Origin of the sequence: Sphingomonas sp. PWP1-2 (assembly GCF_049898305.1) — a bacterium.
Taxonomy (GTDB): Bacteria; Pseudomonadota; Alphaproteobacteria; order Sphingomonadales; family Sphingomonadaceae; genus Sphingomonas; species Sphingomonas glacialis.
This window is the reverse complement of record NZ_JAFCXM010000005.1, coordinates 126,767-147,574: the sequence shown is the minus strand read 5'-3', so window position 1 is coordinate 147,574 and position 20,808 is coordinate 126,767. Positions and strand designations below refer to the sequence as shown.

15 protein-coding genes are annotated in these 20,808 nt (G+C 62.0%); 9 read left to right on the top strand and 6 right to left on the bottom strand.

Annotated features, from left to right (window positions below; genetic code table 11):
• Positions 1-3: 3 nt before the first annotated feature.
• Together ACP7C5_RS13950 and ACP7C5_RS13945 are read left to right on the top strand one after the other, a co-directional pair.
• Entirely contained in the window at positions 4-348 is a 345-nt protein-coding gene (locus ACP7C5_RS13950; protein ID WP_189676773.1) for a hypothetical protein, read from the top strand.
• A complete protein-coding gene (locus ACP7C5_RS13945; protein ID WP_426264718.1) occupies positions 345-1,739 on the top strand; it encodes a glycosyltransferase family 2 protein in 1,395 nt (464 codons plus the stop codon). The genes ACP7C5_RS13950 and ACP7C5_RS13945 overlap by 4 nt, the downstream gene beginning before the upstream one ends.
• Positions 1,740-2,677: 938 nt before the next feature.
• Here the strand turns inward: ACP7C5_RS13945 and ACP7C5_RS13940 are convergent.
• Both ACP7C5_RS13940 and ACP7C5_RS13935 read right to left on the bottom strand, forming a co-directional pair.
• Entirely contained in the window at positions 2,678-4,993 is a 2,316-nt protein-coding gene (locus ACP7C5_RS13940) for a putative bifunctional diguanylate cyclase/phosphodiesterase (protein WP_426264717.1), read from the bottom strand.
• Positions 4,993-6,648, bottom strand: coding sequence for a ShlB/FhaC/HecB family hemolysin secretion/activation protein (locus ACP7C5_RS13935; RefSeq protein ID WP_426264716.1), 1,656 nt, complete (start codon positions 6,646-6,648; stop codon positions 4,993-4,995). The genes ACP7C5_RS13940 and ACP7C5_RS13935 overlap by 1 nt, the downstream gene beginning before the upstream one ends.
• A 151-nt stretch (positions 6,649-6,799) precedes the next feature.
• Between ACP7C5_RS13935 and ACP7C5_RS13930 the strand changes: the two genes are divergently transcribed.
• Positions 6,800-9,511 (top strand): FecR domain-containing protein, encoded by a 2,712-nt coding sequence (locus ACP7C5_RS13930; protein ID WP_426264715.1) that lies wholly within the window; start codon positions 6,800-6,802, stop codon positions 9,509-9,511.
• 189 nt (positions 9,512-9,700) lie between these two features.
• Positions 9,701-9,922: a DUF6894 family protein gene (locus ACP7C5_RS13925; RefSeq protein ID WP_426264714.1), complete on the top strand. Its 222-nt coding sequence runs from the start codon at positions 9,701-9,703 to the stop codon at positions 9,920-9,922.
• A 272-nt stretch (positions 9,923-10,194) separates the two neighbouring features.
• On the opposite strand, the gene ACP7C5_RS13920 is transcribed toward ACP7C5_RS13925, so the two are convergent.
• Positions 10,195-10,494 (bottom strand): GNAT family N-acetyltransferase, encoded by a 300-nt coding sequence (locus ACP7C5_RS13920; RefSeq protein WP_426264713.1) that lies wholly within the window; start codon positions 10,492-10,494, stop codon positions 10,195-10,197.
• The gene (locus ACP7C5_RS13915) at positions 10,491-10,832 is read right to left on the bottom strand and encodes a hypothetical protein (protein WP_426264712.1); all 342 of its coding nucleotides are present in this window, start codon (positions 10,830-10,832) and stop codon (positions 10,491-10,493) included. The genes ACP7C5_RS13920 and ACP7C5_RS13915 overlap by 4 nt, the downstream gene beginning before the upstream one ends.
• A gap of 383 nt (positions 10,833-11,215) precedes the next feature.
• On the opposite strand from ACP7C5_RS13915, the gene ACP7C5_RS13910 reads away from it, so the two are divergent.
• Positions 11,216-12,007 carry an RMD1 family protein gene (locus ACP7C5_RS13910; protein ID WP_426264711.1) on the top strand — a complete coding sequence of 264 codons (792 nt, stop codon included), beginning with the start codon at positions 11,216-11,218 and terminating at the stop codon, positions 12,005-12,007.
• Positions 12,008-12,324: 317 nt separating this feature from the next.
• Entirely contained in the window at positions 12,325-13,518 is a 1,194-nt protein-coding gene (locus ACP7C5_RS13905) for a sensor histidine kinase (RefSeq protein ID WP_426264710.1), read from the top strand.
• Between the two features lie 452 nt (positions 13,519-13,970).
• On the opposite strand, the gene ACP7C5_RS13900 is transcribed toward ACP7C5_RS13905, so the two are convergent.
• Both ACP7C5_RS13900 and ACP7C5_RS13895 read right to left on the bottom strand, forming a co-directional pair.
• A complete protein-coding gene (locus ACP7C5_RS13900; RefSeq protein ID WP_426264846.1) occupies positions 13,971-14,999 on the bottom strand; it encodes an NAD(P)H-binding protein in 1,029 nt (342 codons plus the stop codon).
• A gap of 733 nt (positions 15,000-15,732) precedes the next feature.
• Positions 15,733-16,317, bottom strand: coding sequence for an SOUL family heme-binding protein (locus ACP7C5_RS13895; protein WP_133189018.1), 585 nt, complete (start codon positions 16,315-16,317; stop codon positions 15,733-15,735).
• A gap of 108 nt (positions 16,318-16,425) precedes the next feature.
• Between ACP7C5_RS13895 and ACP7C5_RS13890 the strand changes: the two genes are divergently transcribed.
• From ACP7C5_RS13890 to ACP7C5_RS13880, 3 genes are all read left to right on the top strand, one after another.
• On the top strand, positions 16,426-16,632 hold the full coding sequence (locus ACP7C5_RS13890) for a transposase (protein ID WP_426264709.1): 207 nt from the start codon (positions 16,426-16,428) through the stop codon (positions 16,630-16,632).
• 244 nt (positions 16,633-16,876) lie between these two features.
• Positions 16,877-17,287 carry a transposase gene (locus ACP7C5_RS13885; RefSeq protein WP_426264708.1) on the top strand — a complete coding sequence of 137 codons (411 nt, stop codon included), beginning with the start codon at positions 16,877-16,879 and terminating at the stop codon, positions 17,285-17,287.
• 327 nt (positions 17,288-17,614) lie between these two features.
• Positions 17,615-20,647: a TonB-dependent receptor domain-containing protein gene (locus tag ACP7C5_RS13880; protein ID WP_426264707.1), complete on the top strand. Its 3,033-nt coding sequence runs from the start codon at positions 17,615-17,617 to the stop codon at positions 20,645-20,647.
• Positions 20,648-20,808: the final 161 nt, after the last annotated feature.

Here is a 20,808-nt window from a genome sequence, read left to right as displayed (position 1 = left end):
ACCATGATCGTGAGCTCGGTGCTCTGGAACTGGGCAGGATTTCTGATTCTGCTCGGCCTCGTGTTCGTTACGGTCTCGATCATCGGCCGCCGCATTGGCGACGCCCGACGCCGAAACGCCGCCGATGTCGCCGCCGTCCGGATAGCCTTGTTGATCGGGGGGCTCACCGACGCGGGCACCCTTCCACCGCGGCCGTCCCAGAAGGAGCGTCTGGGATGGATCAACGCTGCGCGCGACCTGGGTGACGTCATCGACGGACCTGATCGCAAACGCCTCGAACAAATTTTCACGCGCTGGATGGGCGACGCGCAGCGGAACGCCCCGGATCGTCAAGGAGCGCCATCATGACCGAGCCAAGCCTGATCTTTTGGGCGGAGTGCGTCGCCTGGGCCGTTTTGATCAGCGGGATGGTTCACGCCGCGCTGTACGCCTTCCTGCTGCTCGTGGCAGCGACCGGCTTTTTCGAGCGGACCAGCGAGCGCGATTCGACTCGGCTCGCGCGTAAGCAGGATGCCGATCTGCCCACCGTGTCGATCATCGCGCCGGCTTTTAACGAGGTGCAGACCGTGGTTGACTCGGTCCGGGCGCTGCTGCGCCAGCACTATCGCGATTATGAAGTGATCGTCGTCAATGACGGCTCGACCGACGCCACGCTGGAAGTGTTGCTCGACGCGTTCGATCTTCATCGCCGTGTCGACCAAGTGCCGACGCACCCCCTCATCCGGGCTGTCTTCGTCTCCGACGTCTATGGTCTTACCGTCATCGACAAAGCAAACGGCGGCAAAGGGGATGCGCTCAATGCTGGCATCTCTATTGCCACCAGCAAATTATTTTGTGCGATCGATGTCGATTCCGTGCTGGAGCCCGACGCTCTGTTACGCGCGGTCCGTCCGTTTCTGGACGATAGCCGGACCGTAGCCGTGGCGGGAACCGTCCGCGTCGGCAACGGCTGTCCGATGCGCAAGGGACACGTGCTCCATGCCGAATTGCCGAGGCAGCTTCTTCCGCTGATCCAGACGGTCGAATATCTGCGCGCCTTCCTGATCGCGCGCTATGCCTGGAGCAGGCTTGGTGCTCTGATGATCGTTTCGGGAGCGTTCGGGGTGTTCGACCGCGAACGCGTGCTGGCCGCCGGTGGCTACCGCACCGACACCGTCGGCGAGGATGCCGAACTCATCGTCCGGCTTCACCGGATTGGACGTGACGAAAAACGGCCGGCGCTCATTCGCTTCGTGCCGGAGCCGGTGTGCTGGACGCAAGCGCCGACACGGCTTCGGGATCTGAGTACGCAACGGCGTCGGTGGCAACGTGGCGCGCTGGAAACGATCAGCCTGCACCGTCAGATGATCATAAACCCGCGCTATGGAAATGCTGGGTGGCTCGGCCTGGGTTCGATGGCATTGATCGACGTGCTCGGCCCCGCATTGGAGGTCGCCGGTTATCTCGCAGCCTTTGTTCTCGCGGTGCTGGGGGCGATTTCCTGGAGCATCTTCTTCGCGCTGTTCGCCGTCGTATCCGCCTTTGGTTTCCTGCTGAGCGCGGCGGCAATTGCGCTCGAGGAGGTCGAAATTCGGCGCTTCAGCGACCGCTCCGCTTCGCTCCAATTGCTTGGCGCGGCGTTCATCGAGAATTTCGGGTATCGCCAGATCAGTAACCTGTGGCGCCTTCACGGCTGCTGGGATCACCTCCGCCGGCACCGCGGATGGGGCCAGATGACACGGGCGCCATTTGCGACATGACGAAGCGAATGCGATTCAGTCTCGGCGCGAGTAGGAGCGTGGATCCGCGTGGTGCGATCGGGTGGTCGCCAGGTCGATGCACTGGCCTGTGATAGTCCTACGAAGCCGCGCCACGATCGGTTCGTACGATCGGCGGCGAAAGACAGCGGGCGTCAACGTCGCCGACTGCCGTGCTGCGGAACAGCAGCAGTTATCTGAGCGTCAGGAGCGCTGACCCTGGCGTCCGAGGCCACCAAGGGTCGGCACCGCGACGCTAGGCGTTGGTTGGCAACGGCATAGGGGACCTGCAACGGTTCCCTGATACCGCGTCTTGATACAGTGGTGGCCCCGCCGCGCGCTTTGCTGACTGGAACCACGGTTTTCTGCCGTTCCCCGTATCTGCAACAGGTACTTGGCTGGGGCGGCAGGGTGGCCACCTGCTCGCATATGCCAGCTAAGCAATTGAATAAGAGCGATAACATCTGAGGTTCTTGCCGCATTGTACTCATGCACGAGTCACATGCAATGGCCATGCTATCCCGAAACCGTCAAAACACTGGGCCACCCCCTTAAAGGCAGCTTGACGCGAGACCGTCTGCGGATCGCTTCAAGCTCGGTATCAACGGCTGGCGGCATCAACCCATCGCAGCAGGGGAAAGCGGGAATGGTGGATAGCAGTCGGTCTGCTTTCGGGCGGAAGGCGGCGTAAACAGACCATCGTTCACCTTGCTGCGCAGAAGAAGCGCCTGCCGCTGATCGAGATTAGCGGGTCGGCGTCCCGTTCTCGCGAAAGAATTTTAGGCACTCCGGTTTATTTAGGAACGCGGTAGTAAACCGGCCGGCCGGGAAAGGACACGTGGCCAGAAAGGTACTATCCTTTTTTTGAGGAACTGCACCAAGTGGCATAAATACCTTAGAGCGAGCATTTGGCGCCCACGCCCATGGAGTTCGCCTCTCCCTTAAGCTGCGACCTTGAACTCCTCGCCCAGCAAGGTGACGAACTCGCCAAGCGGAAGCGGCCGACTGATAAAATAGCCTTGGATGAGGTCGCACCCGCACGCCGAGAGAAAGTCTAGGCAGGCGCGGTCCTCGACGCCCTCCGCGACGACCTTGAGCCCGAGTTCGTGCGCCAATTCAATCGTCGAGCGCACCAATACGCTGTCGGCACGATTGACATGCGCATGCTGGACGAAGCTGCGGTCAATTTTGAGCTCGTTGAGCGGCAGCTGTTTGAGATAGGTGAGCGTCGACTGACCGGTCCCATAATCGTCCATAGAAACCGCCACGCCGATTTCGCGATAGCGGTTCAGCGCGGCAATAGCACTCGTCGGATCGGACATTGCGGCGGATTCGGTCACTTCGAACACCAGGGCCGTGCTCGGCACGCCCGAGGTCAGCAGTATGTCCTCGACCTGCGCATTGAACGCGGTGTCGGACAGCAAGTTCGCCGAAACGTTAACCGCAGCTGTGACCGACCGATGGAGCACGCGCCAGTCGGCGACATCGCGCACGACGCGTCGCAGCACATGTAGCGTAAGCGGCGCAATGCGATTGGTCTTTTCGGCCAGCGGGATGAAGACGTCGGGCCCGACGAACCCGCGTTCGGGATGTCGCCAGCGCACCAGCGCCTCGGTGCTGGTGATCCGTCGTTTGCGCAGATCGTACTTCGGTTGGTAATAGACATCGATCTGGTCAGCGGCGAGCGCGGCATCAAGCTCGCCCATCAACGAGATCGAGCGCTCGAGATTGCCATCATCGGCGACGCTGCGGTGCCAGAAATTCCCCGCCTGCAGCGCTTCGTCCGCCGCCATTGCCGCGTCGACGAGCAAACGTTCGAGCGTGTCGCCAGCCCCGCTGGCGAGACCGAGGGCAATCACGACGTCGACCCGCCGCCCGGCAACTTCAACCGGCTGCAGCATGATCGCGCGCAATCCGTCGAGCGTGTCCTCGATCACTTGATCCTGCGGCAACACGAACGCAAGGTGCCGGTCGGCGGTGCGATAGACCCTCGCATCCTGCGCCACCAGCGCGAGCCGATCGGCGATGCGCAACACGACATCGGCCCCGCCGCGCGGACCGAGCACCGCAAGCAGGCTGTCGTAATTGTTGAATTGCGTCACCACCAGCGTGCACGTCGCGCCACCCTGCCGCTCCGCCACCAGGGATCGGCCGTTGGGCAAACCGGTCGCCTCGTCGATCGTGCGTTGCAGACGGAACCGTCCGGCGACATCGCGGACCCCGCACGCCAGCCCGGCGACTGCAATCATGCCCAGCCCGGCCGCCAGCGGATAGACGATCAGCAGCGCATGCTGCGCGACCAGCACCAGGCCGGCGAGGACGACGTGAGCGCCCAGCATGGCAGGAAGGATAGCGATGCCTCTGGTCCGCACGATCAGCAGGATCGCGACGAGCGCCAGCACCAAGGGCACGATCGGCTCGCCCGCTACGGGCACGCCGCGGAGCAAGGTCTCGGAACCGAGCGCTTGGATGAACACTCCCGGGATGACGCCCCACAATGGTGTCCCGTAGCGATCGCCCATTTCGATCGCGGTCGCGCCGATCAGGATCGAGCGACCGCGCACCAGTGCCGGATCGAACTTGCCGTTGCGCACGTCGATGAAGCTCAAACGCGGGATCGTCGCGGGGTCGATCGACATGTCGATCGGGAAGCCGGTATCGGCGGTGCCCGAGCGCTGCGCAATATAGGCAGAGATCGAGGGTCGCGGGGTGCCTGCGGTAATCGTGCCGAACGGCATCGAGCGGACCTGCCCGTCCCGATCGGGCCGGATGCTGACCGAGGCGAGCGCGACGTTCGGCCGGAACAGCGGGATCGGCAGCGCATCGATCGTGCGCTGGTCGAGCAGGTCGGCGCTCTGGCCGAAGGTCGGCAAGGTCACCATGCCGTCAGCGCGCGCGAGCGCGGCCGCGAATGCGGCGTCGCCTGCCGGATCCGACGCCGACGAGAAATCGACGTCGAACAGGATCGAGGTGGCGCCCGCATGGCGCAGATGATCGACCACTGCGCTGTAATGCGCGCGAGACCAAGGCCAGCGCTTGATCGCCATCGCGCTCTTGGCATCCATCTCGACGACCAGCAGCTTGCCGCTGGCCGCACGATGGACGACGGCGAAACGGGCGGGCGAAATCGCGCGGTCGAGCGCGTCGCCGATCGGTAGCAACGCGAGCAGCGTCCCAATCAGCACGCTGACGCCGAGGATCGCCCAGTTCGAGGTGCGGCGGGCAAAGGCTTTGCCAAAGGCGATAAGGCGTCGCATCAGATCAGCCGCGATAAGCGGAAGGAGAAGCGCGGATTGCGCTTGCCGGTGTCGAAACGATCGGCGTTGAGGGGCAGCGCAACCTCGATCATCGCGCCCAGTTTGCCGCGGCCAGCCCGTACGCCTGCCGCGGTCGACAGCAGTGCGCCACCGCCGCCGCCGCCGCGCAGATTGGCGACATAACCGCCATCGACCGAGCCATAGAGCTGCAATCGATCGATAAGCCGCGGCACGACCCGCCCGAGATCGAAGCGGATCTCGCCCGATCCGAGGATGCCGTTGTCGCCAGTGCGTTCGGCATAGTCGTAGCCACGGCCGAAGATTGGGCCGCCGACACCGATTTCCATCGTCGCCAGCAGCGGGCGCGACGCGACCTGTCCTTCGGATGCGAGCGCCACGCTGACCCGCCCGGTGAGCGGTGCGGTCCATTCGGCGGCATAGCCGAGGATCACGAAGCGGGCATCGCCATCGCCGCGCGAACTTCGGGGCGCTCCTTCCTGCGTAACGCCCGGCAGCGGCAGACCGTCGATGAGATGGACCTCGCCGCGCACGATGCCGGATCCCGCGCGTGCCGTCCCGTTGAGCGACCCGGTCAACGTCGCGATACGATCATTGCGCAAGGGGAAGCCGAGCAGGCTCTGATTGCTGCGCAGGCCGCGCACCTCGATCGTTCCCCACAAGCTGTCGGCCCGCGTCCGTATGATCGGCTTGGAATAGAAGACGCTGGCGTCATAGCTTTCGCCGGTCACGTCGAGCGGCGCGAGCGATCCGCCGGGCTTGGCGCGCCCATAGGATGCCGATGCCGACAGGATCGCGCCGTTCGCATCGATTGGTGCCGAATAACGGCCACGCACGAACAGGAACTCGGACGGATTGATCGGGGTCTGCGCGACGACAAAACTCGCTTCGTCCCCCGATCGGAACAGGCCGCGCGCATTGGCGATGATCGTCGAGCGCAGTGGCCCGACTTCCTTGCTGCCGCGATTGTCGATCTGCGCATAGGCGCTCAGCCGATCCTCGGCGATGGTGACTAAGAGGATGCCAAAGCCATCCTGCCGGACGAATTTGCTCTCCTTGACGCTGACGCCGGGAATGTCGCCGACGAGTAGGATCGCTCGTTCCAATTGCTCGCGGCGCACGGCTCGCCCGGTAACCAGTGCGGTGGTCAAGATGTGGTCGGCACGCGCGTTGGCATGGCCAATGACGCGAACCGCCGCCAGCGAACCGGCGTCGAGACGCACGCGCAAAACACCGTTCTCCAGCGTTTGCGGTTCGATCCATGCGCTGGCGAAGGGGTAGCCCGCCTGGCGCGCAACATCGGCCACTCCGTGCGACAGCGCCTTGAGATCGGCACCCGTAAGATCGCGGCCGATATAGCCGACGAGCGTCTCGCTGAACCGGCTACGGGCGATTTCGCTGCCGCCCTCGACGATGATCGCGTTGGCGAGACGGGTCTCAGTCTGCGCCTCCGGCCTTGCGACTTTCGAAGCGATCGACACCACGGGATCGGCCGTAGGCGGCGCCTCCACGGCTTGCGGGACGACACGCTCGAGGATCGAAGGGTCGGCGCGGTTCAACTGAATCTGCGCCTGTGCAGCACCCCACGGACTCAAGGCCGCGGCACCCCCTGCCAGCACGCTTCTAACACCACGCATCCATAAATCCCCAACCAATGTGGTGAGGTTAGCGGCCAAGCATTTGCAAAAGGTTAGCCTGGGTTTGACTAACATGAATTTTACCAAATCGTTGAACCTCCCGCACATGCGCTCTCGCTAATCAGGGGTGATGAAATCAAAGGGGTTGGGCATGCGAAAAGCGTTTGTCGCGATGCTGGCGGCGAGCTGCTCTTCAGCGGCAGTTGCGGGCGAACCGGGCTGGATCGTCAGCGAAATCAGTGGGTCGGTGCAAATAGCGCGCGCCGGGACGAGCAAGTTGGCGACTCGCGGGATTGGCATCTCCGCTGGTGACACCGTTTCGACCGGGCCTGGCGGACGTGCCGTTCTGGTTCGTGGCAGCGAATATCTGATGGTCGCCGCCAACTCGCGGCTGCGCCTTCCCGAGGTGCAGCAGGCAAATGGCTTCACGCAGATGTTCGAAGATTTCGGCAACGTCGTCTTCATGATCAAGAAGAAAATGACGCCGCATTTCGAGGTAAAGACGCCGTACCTCGCCGCCGTCGTCAAGGGCACGACCTTCTCGGTCGGGGTGACCGCGGCGGGCGCTTCCGTGCAGGTACTCGAGGGTGCGGTCGACGTCGCGACGGTCGATAACGGCGCGCATGAATTGCTGCGTCCAGGCGCGGTCGCGCAGGTCGGTGCGAACGACCTGTATCGGCTGGCGGTGGAAAGCGATGGGGTCCGCCGCGTGATCGCGTCGCCCGCCGCGCCGACCGCCCCGGTGATGTCGTCCCCGGCCGCTTCGGCAGAAACGCCAGCAGCGTACGCTGCTGCGCCGGCTGCAGTCGCTGCTGCGCCGCCCGCAACCGTGCCAGCCCCCAGCGCGCCGCCAGCCCCGCCGAGTGCCGCCGTCGTCCCGCCGAGTGCCGAAGCGCCGGTGCCCAAGCAGGCGGCGATCGTCGCGGCTGTGTACGAAGCGCCCGTTTCGCTCGCCACCGTCACTGGCGGGCTGGTGACCGGCATGAGTGGTGCCAATATTTCCGACGTTTCGAACGCGACGCGCGTCGCGGCCGAGGCCTCGAATTCGGTCGTCAAGGCCGTCGAGATCGCATCGAATTCGACCGCGGGCGATGCGGTGAAGGACAAAACGACGCAGTCGGTGGTGGCCGTGGTCGAACGCGTTACCGCGACCGCGGCGAAAGCCGATACCGACAAGAGCAAGAGCGGAGCGGATGTTGCGACCGCTACTGCGGCTGCGGACCAGGCTGCCAAGGATGCCGCGGACAAGGCTGCGCAAGACACTGCCAAGGCCGCGTCGGACAAGGCTGCGCAAGACGCCGCCAAGGCCGCGTCGGACAAGGCGGCTAAGGATGCGGCAAAGGCTGCAGACCAGGCCGCCAAGGATGCCGCGGACAAGGCTGCGCAAGACACTGCCAAGGCCGCGTCGGACAAGGCCGCCAAGGATGCGGCACAGGCGGCCGATCAGGCTGCCAAGGACGCTGCCGACAAGGCTGCGCAGGACGCTTCCAAGGCAGCTTCGGGCACGGCGGCCAAGGACGCGGCGAAGGCGGCGGACCAGGCTGCCAAGGATGCCGCGGACAAGGCTGCGCAAGACACTGCCAAGGCCGCGTCGGACAAGGCGGCCAAGGATGCGGCAAAGGCTGCGGACCAGGCTGCCAAGGACGCTGCCGACAAGGCTGCGCAGGACGCTTCCAAGGCAGCTTCGGACACGGCGGCCAAGGACGCGGCGAAGGCGGCGGACCAGGCTGCCAAGGACGCCGCGGACAAGGCTGCACAAGACGCGTCGGACAAGGCGGCCAAGGATGCGGCGAAGGCGGCGGACCAGGCTGCCAAGGACGCTGCGGACAAGGCTGCACAAGACGCAGCCAAAGTTGCGTCGGACAAGGCCGCCAAGGCGGCGGAGGCGGCAGATCAAGCTGACAAGGATGCCGCGGACAAGGCTGCGCAAGATACTGCCAAGGCCGCGTCGGACAAGGCATCCAAGGATGCGGCAAAGACTGCGGACCAGGCCGCCAAGGATGCCGCGGACAAGGCTGCGCAAGACACTGCCAAGGCCGCGTCGGACAAGGCGGCCAAGGATGCGGCAAAGGCTGCGGACCAGGCCGCCAAGGATGCTGCCGACAAGGCTGCGCAGGACGCTTCCAAGGCAGCTTCGGACACGGCGGCCAAGGACGCGGCGAAGGCGGCGGACCAGGCTGCGAAGGATGCCGCGGACAAGGCTGCACAAGACGCTGCTAAAGCCGCGTCGGACAAGGCCGCCAAGGATGCGGCACAGGCGGCCGATCAGGCTGCCAAGGACGCTGCCGACAAGGCGGCGCAAGACGCCGCCAAGGCCGCGTCGAACCAGGCGTCCAAGGATGCGGCAAAGGCTACAGACCAGGCTGCAAAGGATGCCGCCGACAAGGCAGCGCAAGACGCCGCCAAGGCCGCGTCGGACAAGGCGGCCAAGGATGCGGCAAAGGCTGCGGACCAAGCCGCTAAGGATGCTGCGGACAAGGCTGCGCAAGACGCCGCCAAGGCCGCGTCGGACAAGGCGGCCAAGGATGCGGCAAAGGCTGCAGACCAGGCTGCAAAGGATGCCGCGGACAAGGCAGCGCAAGACGCCGCCAAGGCCGCGTCGGACAAGGCGGCTAAGGATGCGGCAAAGGCTGCAGACCAAGCCGCCAAGGATGCCGCGGACAAGGCTGCGCAAGACACTGCCAAGGCCGCGTCGGACAAGGCGGCTAAGGATGCGGCAAAGGCTGCAGACCAAGCCGCTAAGGATGCTGCGGACAAGGCTGCGCAAGACGCCGCCAAGGCCGCGTCGGACAAGGCGGCTAAGGATGCGGCAAAGGCTGCGGACCAGGCCGCGAAGGATGCTGCCAAGGCCGCGTCTGGCTGACCGGCGACCGGCAGTCCAGCGCTGCCTATCGTCTCGCGTTTTCGTATACAGCGGTTTTTGCGGCCATGGTCGCCTGGCTTAAGGCGATGGTGTATTTAGGGCGCGCGGTCCTCATCCGTCTTGCGAAGATTCGCCTGACGGCCTCATCCCAACCGTCGTCCGAACCGTATCAATGGGATGCGCTATCGAATGAACTTGGTTTCTGATGGAAACATTTTTTACGATGACGAAGGCGTCGAGCTTCCCGACTTGGAAACCGCTTGCTTCCGATCGATCCGTATCGCCCGAGATTTGATTAGCGAAGAAGCGAAATTGGGGCGAATTCCGTTGGGTTGGTCGATCGAGATAATGGACGAATTGGGAGAAATCGTTTCCGTCATGGCGTTTGAGAATACCGTAACGCTCCACTGACCGCGGCATTACGGCTTGATCTCCGAGCTACTCATGCAAGCTCCGCCTTCTCGGCAGTTAGAGCCTCCGGCAAGCCCGGCGCGATTCACTTCCACCTCGCGACTTTTTCTCAAGCCTCGCCGTTTTCACAGTGGCTGCCGCAACATGAACGAGCGGCCGAAGTTGGGGGGCAAAAAGATCTTCTGAATGTCTGGGAATGGGGGATCGTCGCTGCAGGGTTGGCCGGCAGGACCGGTTGGAGCTGCGTGCGACACAGCACCAAGCGGCTTGGTTTATCCATTTCGTTGAAGATCACGTGCTCCAAACCATATGACGTCATCCGTGACGGTCGTGCTTGCAGGAACCAGCCTGTCCAGTCCCATCGCCTTGTAGAAGCCGATCGCTGAAGTGTTCCTTGGATCGACGCCAAGGTAAAATCCGGTGGAGCCCATCGCTCGGGATCGCGCATGCCAGGCGATCAATAACCGGCGACCGTGACCCTGGCCTTTGAGGCGCGGCAGAATGTTGATGTGAAAATGGGAAGGGTAGGCATCTAACAGCCAATCGGGCGGACGGGCCGGATGATGGATCATTTCGATGATGCCGCGTCATCGGCCGAACGCCAATCTGAGCCGCTGACGGGTGGCAACGGATAGCGCTGCCGCAACGGTGGCCACCACCGTAGATCTAACAGAGGCTCAAATGCCCGGGTCTGCAGTGCGCCCACGCAGTATCCGGCAACTCCGTGCTCATCCTCGATGACGAACGCGAGTTCGGGTTCGAAGACGGCATAAGGAGCAGCGTAGACATGCCCGAGCAGTTCTGGGGCGTGGAATTCGCGAGAAGCGTCAGAGCCGCTATCGCCGGTTGCGACGGCGATGGCGTACAGCGAGTCGAGGTCGGTCGAAGCATAATTGCGGATGATCGGCACGTGATGTGCGTAGCAGCAATCTCGGACTTTTCGAAACCAGCGCTAAACTGTCGGTGCGCCAGGAAATGGTGCCGGCCAATTATCACAACTTACCCATGGAAGGCAGCCGTTGCACCGACTTGAACGAGCGGCCGAAATTGGGGAGCCTAATAGCCATCGCGACTGGCCGGATTGGATCTGCGCCGCAGAACGGAGCAGACGGGCAATAGGCTCTTCCGCGGTTGCACGCCGACCAGGAATCGTGTGACGCCAGGTAAGCGCCCGAGTCCCGTCGAAGCGGTTCGGGATAGATGTGTCGCAACACTGATAAGGCCGGCCCATGGTTCTGACGCGACATGGTTGAGGGAGGTTCCCTGAGAACGATAAGCGTTGGGATTCGGGAGGTGCTCGGTGCCGCGTTGCCGGGCGAACCAACCCGAGGCGACGTCCGGGCCCTATTGCTTGGTACGCGCGTCGATACCCGCAATTTGCGAGATTTCGCCGAACCCGAAACCCTGAACCTGTCGGGCGTTGGAGCGGCTTTCGTCTTCCGCTATGGCGTCCTAGTCTTGATCGGCGCTTCGGCCGAGACTGAGCGTCGATTTATCGAACACCTTTCCGATCACGTCATCGAACCCCTGGCCACGCCGGAGACCGAAACCGCTTGGATAGAAATCCGTGCAGACCGCGAAGAGACCGTCAGCGCAGACGGGCACATACGGTTGAAAGAGGCGTCGCGCGAACGTCTTTTGCTGACGGCCACAGTGGTGGCGAGAAGCGTCGTCCTGGCGCGGGATGAAGGCCGCATCGCCGAAGCCTTCGATCGCGTAGAGCCGCTGATCAATGAACTACGCGTCCATGGGCGCGCGGTGATGCCGATCCGGCGGGTCATGCGGAGCATCGGCGATGTCCTCGCGGCGCAACATCGGGTCGTCGGTCGCGCGCAGATCATGGAGAAGCCGGACCTGCTTTGGGATCATCCCGAGCTCGACCGGCTTTATGGGCGCCTGGAAGCCGAGTTCGAACTGGGTGACCGTGCACGTGCGATGGAGCGCAAGCTCGAAGTCATCGGCGACGCCGCCGAGTGGTTGCTCGACCTGGTGCAGGATAAGCGCTCATTGCGGCTCGAGCTTGCCGTGATCGGCTTGATCGCCTTCGAGGTCGTGCTCAACATTTATGAGTTGTGGCGGCACTAAAAGCGACATGAACGAATGGCCGCAGTTGGAAGCTGGGAAAAGGCCACGAATGTCGCGTTGTGGGTCGTGACCGCCGAGCAGGTATCGACCAACCTAAGCTGTTCGTAAAGCGAGTTGCGAATGGCGGCTCCCGACGGAACCCGTCATTCGACGAGGCCAGAGGACGAGCATCAGTCGCTCGATCCCTGCCATAGAGCGCGTCCAGTAAATGGTCTTGAACGGCGTCGTTCCCGCGGTCACTCGGCACAAGCATTTAACCAACTAGCGAGGGGCCATTGTAAGCGGGCAGCTATCGGGCGCCTCGGTGCGGATAGCTCATGTACGCAGGCCTTTTCTGCACATTGTTTTCCGAACCGGTTGATGAACATTGGCCCGAGGCCATGGTCGGCTCCGGCCGACCAGTACGCCGATGTTCAGAAAACGGCCGTTTTCTGAACGGTCGACGGTTCAGCAGTTGCTGCGAGGTGGGTTGGGCTTATGCAGGAGCAGAATTCAACGAAGGGAATAACGTGACGACCGAATTCCCAGATGAACACGAGTGGCAACAGGAGCACCTTCGCCTTGCCATAAATGCAGCAGGCGTAGCTTTGTGGGCATGGAACGTCGAAACCGATTTGCTGAAAATGGATGCCCGCAGCTTCGAGCTGTGGGGGGTGCCCTCGAGCGATAAAGTAACGTTCGAGGAACTGTCGGCTCACATTCATCCAGCAGATCGCGATCGTGTCCGAGCAGCGTTTGCAGCGACGCGGGCTGTACTCGGCGACTACGAGTCTGATTTTCGTATCATGATCGGTGACGAGGTGCGCTGGATCGCCGCGCGGGGGAAAGGCGAGGATGTTGGCATCGTCGGCCGCACGATGTTCGGCATTTTCCTGGATGTGACCGCCCGAAAGCAGGCAGAGGAGAGCAATGAACTTTTGGCTGGCGAGATGAGCCACCGGGTGAAGAATCTTCTCGCCATCGCATCAGGACTGACCGCCATCACGTCGCGATCAGCGACCAACTCGGAAGACATGGCTCGCGAGCTGACAGGGCGCCTTACGGCGCTGGGGCGCGCCCACGACTTGGTTCGTCCTACGTCCGCTGGCGAGGGAGCGGCCGCACTCCTCGGTGATCTGCTGTCAATCTTGCTTGCGCCGTATGACGATCTCGGGGCCTTTAAGGGGCGGATACGAGTTGCGGTCGAACGAGCGGCTGTAGGAGAGGCTGCTGCGACAGGGATCGCGCTTGTTATCCACGAGCTTGCTACCAACTCAATGAAGTATGGAGCGCTATCGGCGCCGACAGGCACGCTCGATATCACCAGTACCTCAGAACCCGATCAGATCGTCCTGACCTGGGTAGAGCGGGGCGGCCCGGCCGTCGAAAAACCTGATAGTCCGGCCGGGTTCGGTAGCCAGTTAGTTAAGCGCAGCATGTCCGGTCAGTTGGGCGGCTCGATCGACTACGACTGGTCGGAGGGCGGACTGATTGTGACGCTTCGCCTCAAGCGCACTCGCCTGGCGTCGTAAGGCGGCCAGCAGTTCTGTCAGTGGCTCGGCGCAGCTCGCGCTATCGCAAAGGCTTCCGTCAGCGCCGGGCCTGCGAAAGGCTTTGGCAGGATTGCAATCGCCGGCACGACGGGATCACATTCGGCCTGCGTTCCAGTGATGAAGAACGTCGGGATATGTCCGAGCTTGCTATGGATCAATGCGACCGCACGCGGCCCGGTCCCCTCAATCAGCCGAACATCTGACGTAATCACGGCGGGCGGATGCAGCGCTGCAAGCGCAGCGCAAGACGAGCACCACCGCGCTTCTCGCCGCACGGCTGAAGGCGCGCTTCGGTGTGGATCCAGGCAAGAATCATCCGGACGCAGATTCTTCGTTCGGCCACAAGCGGTACCGCTGGATGTTTAGCCGACGATCGTCTCACGGATCACCGCGCCCCCTATCATGGCAAAGGGTTCTTTCTCAACATCTTTTCAGAACACGGCATGATCGCCACGTTCTGGCGCGGCCTCGCCATCCAATACTGCCCGGTAATAGTCGAACAGGGTCTGGCTGCCGGTCGATGGTGTAGCCGCGGCGTCGTATCGCCCGGTCGCGGAGTCCAGCACCAGCATGGATTCGGTCGCATAATAGCGTCCGATCCGAGCCAACTCGGCCTTGGCAGCGAGCGGCGGGGCAATGCGGCCAACGGCAGATAGGCCTGCGACAATACCGTCGAGCAACCCGACGGGCACCGAGCGAAACTGGGGCCTGCGGTTGAGCAGCGCGAATAGCGCCTCGCCCTGCTGCCTTGGCGTGATCGCCTCGCCCGGGCCACCGATCGGCAGGATCCGGTTCCAGCACTCCTCGACCTCCAGGCACGCAGCGATATACGTGCCCAGATCGTCGTCGCTGATCGGCTTGCAGGCCGTCAGAGTGCCGTCTCCGAAGATCAGAAAGGGCCGCCCCTTGCGCACGCGTTCGATCTGGCCCGACAGGGATTTGAAATAGGCGGTGGGCCGGACGATCGAATAGCGCAGGCCCGATTCGATCAACGCCGCCTCGAATGCCAGCTTGGCATTCTGGAAAGCAAGAAGCGGCTTTTGCACGCAAATGGCGGACAGCAGCACGAAGTGGGTGACGCCGACCTGCTGCGCCGCCACCAGGGCGTTTAGGTGTGCGCGGTGATCGATCGCCCAGGCGTCGTTGGGCTCGCCCGTGCGCGACGCCATGCACGACACCACTGCGTCGAACCGCTCGCCGCCAAACCCGGCGTGAGACAGCGATGCGGGATCGGCTGAGTCCACGATCTTCACCAACACGCCCTCAAACGAGCGGGCGTGGTCTGCTGAAGCAAGACGTCGGTCGCCGCTTTTGGCTCGGACGAACGCGACCACATCGTGCCCTTGCCGCACGAGGGCCGCGGCAGTCGCGCGACCGATCGTACCGGTCGCACCGAGCAAACAGACACGTCGCCGTGTCGTGGACCCGGCTGCACGGGATGTCTGGGTCTCCGTCTCCATTGCCATCCGAGCGCGCCCGTTATCCTCAGCTAGCGTCAGCATCCCACAAAACCGCGGCGAAACCGGGCGCGCCATAGCGCCGACTTCGAAACCAGTAGCTTAAGGTGCCTGCAGCAAGCAGCGAAACAAAGCAGAATCTCTAACGTGAACGAACGGCAGCTATCGGCAAGCGAGCAGGTCCGTCCGAGCGACGGTTTTTGGGTCGTGCCGGGCGCTATTCAATTCGTCGAAGCCATGTGATCTCGGTCGTTTCATCGGCACTATTTGCGCGCGTCGAACGTGGCCGCTTTGACTGCGATGGGTCGTGCAATTGGATAGAATTGAGTCGTTTAATTTTACAACTTGGTCAACGGACGGCAGCTATTCGAAAATTCGCCGACCAGGACCCATCTGTCCGCAACCAGCCCCGTCGCAACCGTTTTGAGATGACTTGGCGATGACCTCTCCGGGCCAATTGCGAGCCGTCTGTTTCGGCCAGAGCAAAGTTTGCAGCTGAGAGCGAGCAGCACTTTATCAGAGGTGCCCTTTGGCCCTTCTGCCGGTTATGCCGGGCGGGTTGGGCGGTCCGGTGGGGTAGCGGCAGGTTAGCGCCTCTTTTTCATTTGTGTAAGGAAGCATAGGAGCCCGATCCCTGCTCCGGCGAACGACCGCTTTTCTGCAAGGCCCGATTACGACGGAAAAGCACAGTTTAAGGCGGGTTACGCCGCAGCGGTTAGCCACACCAACCCGGCCGTTAGCCTACCGCGATCATCACCTCGTTGCGCCGAAACGGCGGCGCTACGAACGGCGAGTTGTAGAAGGCAATCACAACATCGCCGGTCGCTTCGAGGTCCCGCGCTGATAACCACTCTCGCAGGCGCATCTCCTGTTCGGCTAACCTTGTGTCACGGCCGAGGCCGGCGAAGCGGACCACCGCCATCCGGCGCGCGGGAAGTTCTGCAGCGGTGACGCCGTCGGGCATATCGGGCAACGTCGCTGCGGTGAAGCGCGCAGGCATCACGAAGCGCGTGCGCCAGGCATCCATCGCGCGGTCCGATAACACTGGCGCGGTCATTGCGATCTTTTCGCGCTTGTTGCCAAAGATATACTTCGCCAGCCGTTGAAATCCCGCTTTGAGCGCGACGCTCCGCTCGGCGAGGACGGCGGTTTCCACCACGAGGATGGCGGCATAATCGCGCAGCTCGAACGCACCGTCTTTCTCGACGATTGTATAATCAGGCTGTTCGAGATTTCGTTCGTACAAGCCCAACCCTCCGGTCACGAGCGTTGCAAGGCCAAGCCCAAGAGCGCCCCAGCCAAGAATGTTGTGCGTCTTCATGTCACGCTCCAATACTGAGCCGGTTTAGATCAACAGCCTATCCGACTACTACAGCCTCGCAGACCTTGAACCATCGCCAATTTGGGCGAGGTATGCGCGACCGCTTTGATGATCGTCCGAAGCGCCAGCGGGCCCTGGCGACCGCCCGAAGAGAACCGTTCAATCATCACAGGCATCATCTGGCGGCTGCGTTGCGGCACGACGTGGCACGACGTGCCGCCCAGATCCGGCAATTGGAACACGATCTACCGGCGGTTTTGGCGCTGGAGCGCGGCGGGGTGTGGGAAGCCGTATCGGTCACGCTGGCCGAGATGATGGCCGACAGCGGCGATTACCGTATCAATAGCACCACGTTCGTGCCCACGTCTCGGCAGCAGGCGAAAAAGGGAGCTCATCGAAGCGCTCTTGGTCGCTCGCGGGGCGGGTTCACCGGTAAGTTTCACTGTCTGGCAGATGCCCGAGGTCGACCGCTCGCCTTCCACCTGCCGGTCGGCAAGCGGCCGGTTGCAAGGCCTATGAAACGCTGATCGCCCAGCCGGAGAAGGCGACAAAAGCGCTCTTGGCGGACAAGGGATATGACGCCGACACCATCCGAGCCGACCTTGCGCACCGCAACATCCAGCCCGTCATCCCGGGCCGATCAAACCGTCGGATCAAGATCGAACACGACCGGTCGCTCTATAAGAAACGCAATCATATCGAACGATTCTTCGGCCGCCTCAAAATCAACCCAGCCATCGCCATCCGCTACGACCAACTCGCCGAAAGCTTCCTCAGCATTATCCCGTATCGCCGCCGCCAGGAACTGGCTCAAAACAACGCGCGATCTCAGACGTACACCCCGGTCTTTTCGCCGGAGGGCAACATCTATCAAATCCCTCGCTTTGGTCGGCTTGCCGAAATGGAAGCTCTTCTCCTCGCTAATCCGACCGGAATCAGATGTTGCGCGAACGCTTGTCTATTTGCGTAAGTGTATGATGAAAAGACGAAAACAAGGCAATGGTGCCCAAAGTCAAATCTACTCAATGTTCGCGCAGCATCAAGGCCGGGTCCCCGATACAATGAAAAACTAAATTCGAGTTCATATGTGTCAGTGTTGTTGCAAAAGGGCGGATAGGCGCGAGAATGAGACGAGCCCTAAAAAGCGGCCGCACATAAAGTCGAATTGATAAACAAGGGGATTTTTATGTTTCCAGGTGCCTCGCAGGGGCGGACCAAGCTTGCCTTGTCCGCGTCCCTTATCGCTCTATCGTATGTCGGGGCGCCCGCGTTTGCCCAAACTGCGCCGGCCCCGGTGGTGTCGTCCGATACGGCCCCTGATTCTGACACCGACCGAGAGATCGTCGTCACCGGGTCGCGCATAGCGCGGCGCGGCACCGAAACCGCTTCGCCGCTGCAGACCATCACGTCGCAGGACCTCGACGCGCGCGGGTATCAGACCGTGGCGCAGGCGCTCAATGAGCAACCAGCATTCGGCGTGCCGGGTGCATCCCCTGTCGGATTCAACCAATCAGGCTTCGGCGCGGGACAGAGCTTCGTCAATTTTCTCGGGTTGGGATCACAGCGTACGCTCACGCTCGTTAACGGCCGCCGCTTCGTGTCGGGTAATACGTCCTCGATCTTCGGTCCGACCGGCTCCGGTGGAAACCAGGTCGACCTCAACGTTATCCCGACCAAACTCATCGACAAGGTCGAGACGGTCGCTGCGATCGGCGCGCCGATCTACGGCTCGGATGCCATCGCAGGCACGATCAACATCATTCTCAAGCGCAACTACCAAGGCTTCGACATCGACGGGCAAACCGGCATTTCGTCGCGAGGGGACGCGCCCGACAATCGCATTCGTTTCCTGGCCGGCAAGAATTTCGCCGAGGGGCGCGGAAACATCACCGTGTCGGGCGAATATAACGTTTCAAAGGGGTTGCTGTTCACCGACCGCGCGCAGACCGCATCGGACGACCGGTTTGACGTCGCGCCCTCGGGGTCGGGCCCACAGCCCATCTATGCGAACGAGCGCATCCCCTCAATTTCGCCTTATGGCATCCCGCTCGTCACCGATTTCATCAGCACGGCTCCGGGCGCGCAATCGTCTGCCTATATCGGCGCGCCAAACCTCAATGTCGGCATCTCTAACGCTGCGGGCCAGCAGCTGAAGTTTGACCAGCAGGGCAATCTCGTCCCGATCGATTTTGGTACGGTCGTGGGTTCGGGCGGCACCTCGATCTTCAGTTCGGGCGGTAACGGCTTTTCGTTGCGTGACGTCGAGAATCTGGTCACTGATATCAAGCGCTACAGTGCCAACGCGGAGTTTTCGTACGACATCTCGAGCAATCTGCGTTTCTTTGCCGAAGGCTGGTACAGCGTCAGTGAGGGCCGCAACCTTGCCAGCCAGCCCGTCTACAATTCTGCGCTTTTCGCTGGCGGCGGGTCGCGCGACGGGAATCTGATCGTCTCGATCAACAACCCTTACCTCAACCCCGCGGCGCGTACCGCGATCATCAATTCGATCAAGACCAACCCGTTCAGCGACAGTCCGACGCAGAATTATTTCTACCTTGGACGGGCTAACGTCGATCTGTCGTCTGGGGTGTCCACCGGCAAATCGGAAGTCGTTCGCGGTGTTGCGGGTTTCGATGGAGAGGTGACAATCTTGCAGGCGCGGCCTTGGCGCTTCGAGGGGTATATCAATTACGGCCGGTCGCATGTGACGAGCCGCAATCCCGAGCTCAACGAGCAGAACTTCCTCAACGCGATCAACGCGGTATCGTCAGGTGGGCAGATCACGTGCGCGCCGGGCGCTGTCAACTCGCCGATCGCGACCGTCAGCGCGACCTGTGCCCCGATCAATCCGTTTGGCGGCCAGGTCTCGCAGGCCGCGAAGGATTATATCACCACCATTGCAACGCCGGAAAACATCAACAACCAGTATGACGGCGTGGTATCGATCGCGGGCCCGCTGCTCAAGCTCCCGGGCGGGGATTTGGCTTTTGCGCTGGGGTACGAGCATCGCGCGGAAAACTCGCGGTTTAAACCCGGCGCTTTTTATCAGGGCGCCACGACCGACCTTTATCCCGGCGATTTTGACCAGAATGGCGATCCGATCGACCTGTTCTACGGCCGCTCGGTGCCGATCCAGCCGGTCTACGGGGCGTATCACACCAACGAGATTTTTGGCGAACTCAACGCCGATCTGATCTCGCCGTCGAATGCCGTGCCTTTTGTGCATCAACTGTCGATCCAGACCGCCGGTCGCTATATTTGGAATTCGATCGCCGGGAACGATCCGACCTATACCGTCCAAGGTCGATATGCCCCGCTTCCAGATATCGCGTTTCGGGGGGCCTATACCCGCGCGGTCCGTGCGCCCTCGATCACCGAAGCGTTCAATCCAACCTCGAGCGCCTTTGGTTTTGCTACCGACGTGTGCGACCAGTCCTTGCGCAACCAGGGGCCAGCCCCTGCAACGCGTGCGGCGAACTGCGCTGCGGCAGGCGTCCCGGCCAATTTCACCTCGCTTTCGAACCAGCGCTCGTTCTTCACCTACGTGTTCGGTAACCCCAAGCTCCAGAATGAAAAATCGGATAATTTCACGGTCGGCGCGGTAGTGACTCCACGTTTTCTCAAGGGCTTTAGCGCGACGATCGATTATATCGACATCAAGCTGCAGAATGCGATCAGCCAGTATTCCAACTCGCAAGTCGTCGCTGCCTGCTATGACGCCGCAACGTTCCCGGCGAATCAATTCTGCTCGCTCGTAACGCGCGATTTCTCTGCCGCGCCGGCGTCGAGCGGCTATGCTCAACTCAAGCAGGTCGGTTCGTCCTACTTCAACTCCGCGCAACTTCGCTACAAGGGTATTCTGGCCGAGGTGGAATATCGTACCCGCTCGGATTTCCTCGGCGCGGGGAGCCATATCGGCTTCTCGGTCAACTATCAGTATCTCGACACGCTCTCGACCGCGGCGACCGCCGGTTCGGCGCCAACCAACACCGGAAATTCGGTCGGCTATTCGCGGCACAAGGGCATTGCCACGGTTCGTTATGACATTGGCGGTTTCTTCGGGCAGGTGCAGGTCAACTATATCGGGTCGGCGCGGGTCGATCCTGATACCGCTTATAATTTCTACTCGGTGCCGAAGGTTGGTGCTTTCACCTATGTAAACCTCTCGCTGCGCTATGAAGTGAACAAGCAGTTCTCGATCAATGCCGACGTCGACAATCTGTTCAATGCGAAAGCACCCTTTCCCTATCCGGCGTCGGGTGGGACAGCGACCTACTTTCAGGGCATAATTGGGACGTATCTCCGCTTCGGCGCGGCGGTGCATTTTTAACCCGGGACACGACGTTCCCGAGGGCGGTGCTGTGCGGCACCGCCCAAGGGGCCACGCTCGGTTACGATCCTGCTCAAACGATTGAACAAGCGTCCGAAGAGGGAATCCGGATCGCACGGCCCGAACGATCGCAATCGGGTCGTACCGACCGCGAAGCGGTC

Excerpts from the sequence above, each read along its gene's own strand:
- ACP7C5_RS13945 (WP_426264718.1), top strand. The coding sequence starts at position 345 with ATGACCGAGCCAAGCCTGATCTTTTGGGCGGAGTGCGTCGCCTGGGCC.
- ACP7C5_RS13905 (WP_426264710.1), top strand. The coding sequence starts at position 12,325 with ATGTACGCAGGCCTTTTCTGCACATTGTTTTCCGAACCGGTTGATGAA.
- ACP7C5_RS13900 (WP_426264846.1), bottom strand. The coding sequence starts at position 14,999 with ATGGAGACGGAGACCCAGACATCCCGTGCAGCCGGGTCCACGACACGG.
- ACP7C5_RS13935 (WP_426264716.1), bottom strand. The coding sequence starts at position 6,648 with ATGCGTGGTGTTAGAAGCGTGCTGGCAGGGGGTGCCGCGGCCTTGAGT.
- ACP7C5_RS13940 (WP_426264717.1), bottom strand. The coding sequence starts at position 4,993 with ATGCGACGCCTTATCGCCTTTGGCAAAGCCTTTGCCCGCCGCACCTCG.
- ACP7C5_RS13950 (WP_189676773.1), top strand. The coding sequence starts at position 4 with ATGATCGTGAGCTCGGTGCTCTGGAACTGGGCAGGATTTCTGATTCTG.
- ACP7C5_RS13890 (WP_426264709.1), top strand. The coding sequence starts at position 16,426 with ATGATCGTCCGAAGCGCCAGCGGGCCCTGGCGACCGCCCGAAGAGAAC.
- ACP7C5_RS13925 (WP_426264714.1), top strand. The coding sequence starts at position 9,701 with ATGAACTTGGTTTCTGATGGAAACATTTTTTACGATGACGAAGGCGTC.
- ACP7C5_RS13920 (WP_426264713.1), bottom strand. The coding sequence starts at position 10,494 with ATGATCCATCATCCGGCCCGTCCGCCCGATTGGCTGTTAGATGCCTAC.
- ACP7C5_RS13895 (WP_133189018.1), bottom strand. The coding sequence starts at position 16,317 with ATGAAGACGCACAACATTCTTGGCTGGGGCGCTCTTGGGCTTGGCCTT.
- ACP7C5_RS13930 (WP_426264715.1), top strand. The coding sequence starts at position 6,800 with ATGCGAAAAGCGTTTGTCGCGATGCTGGCGGCGAGCTGCTCTTCAGCG.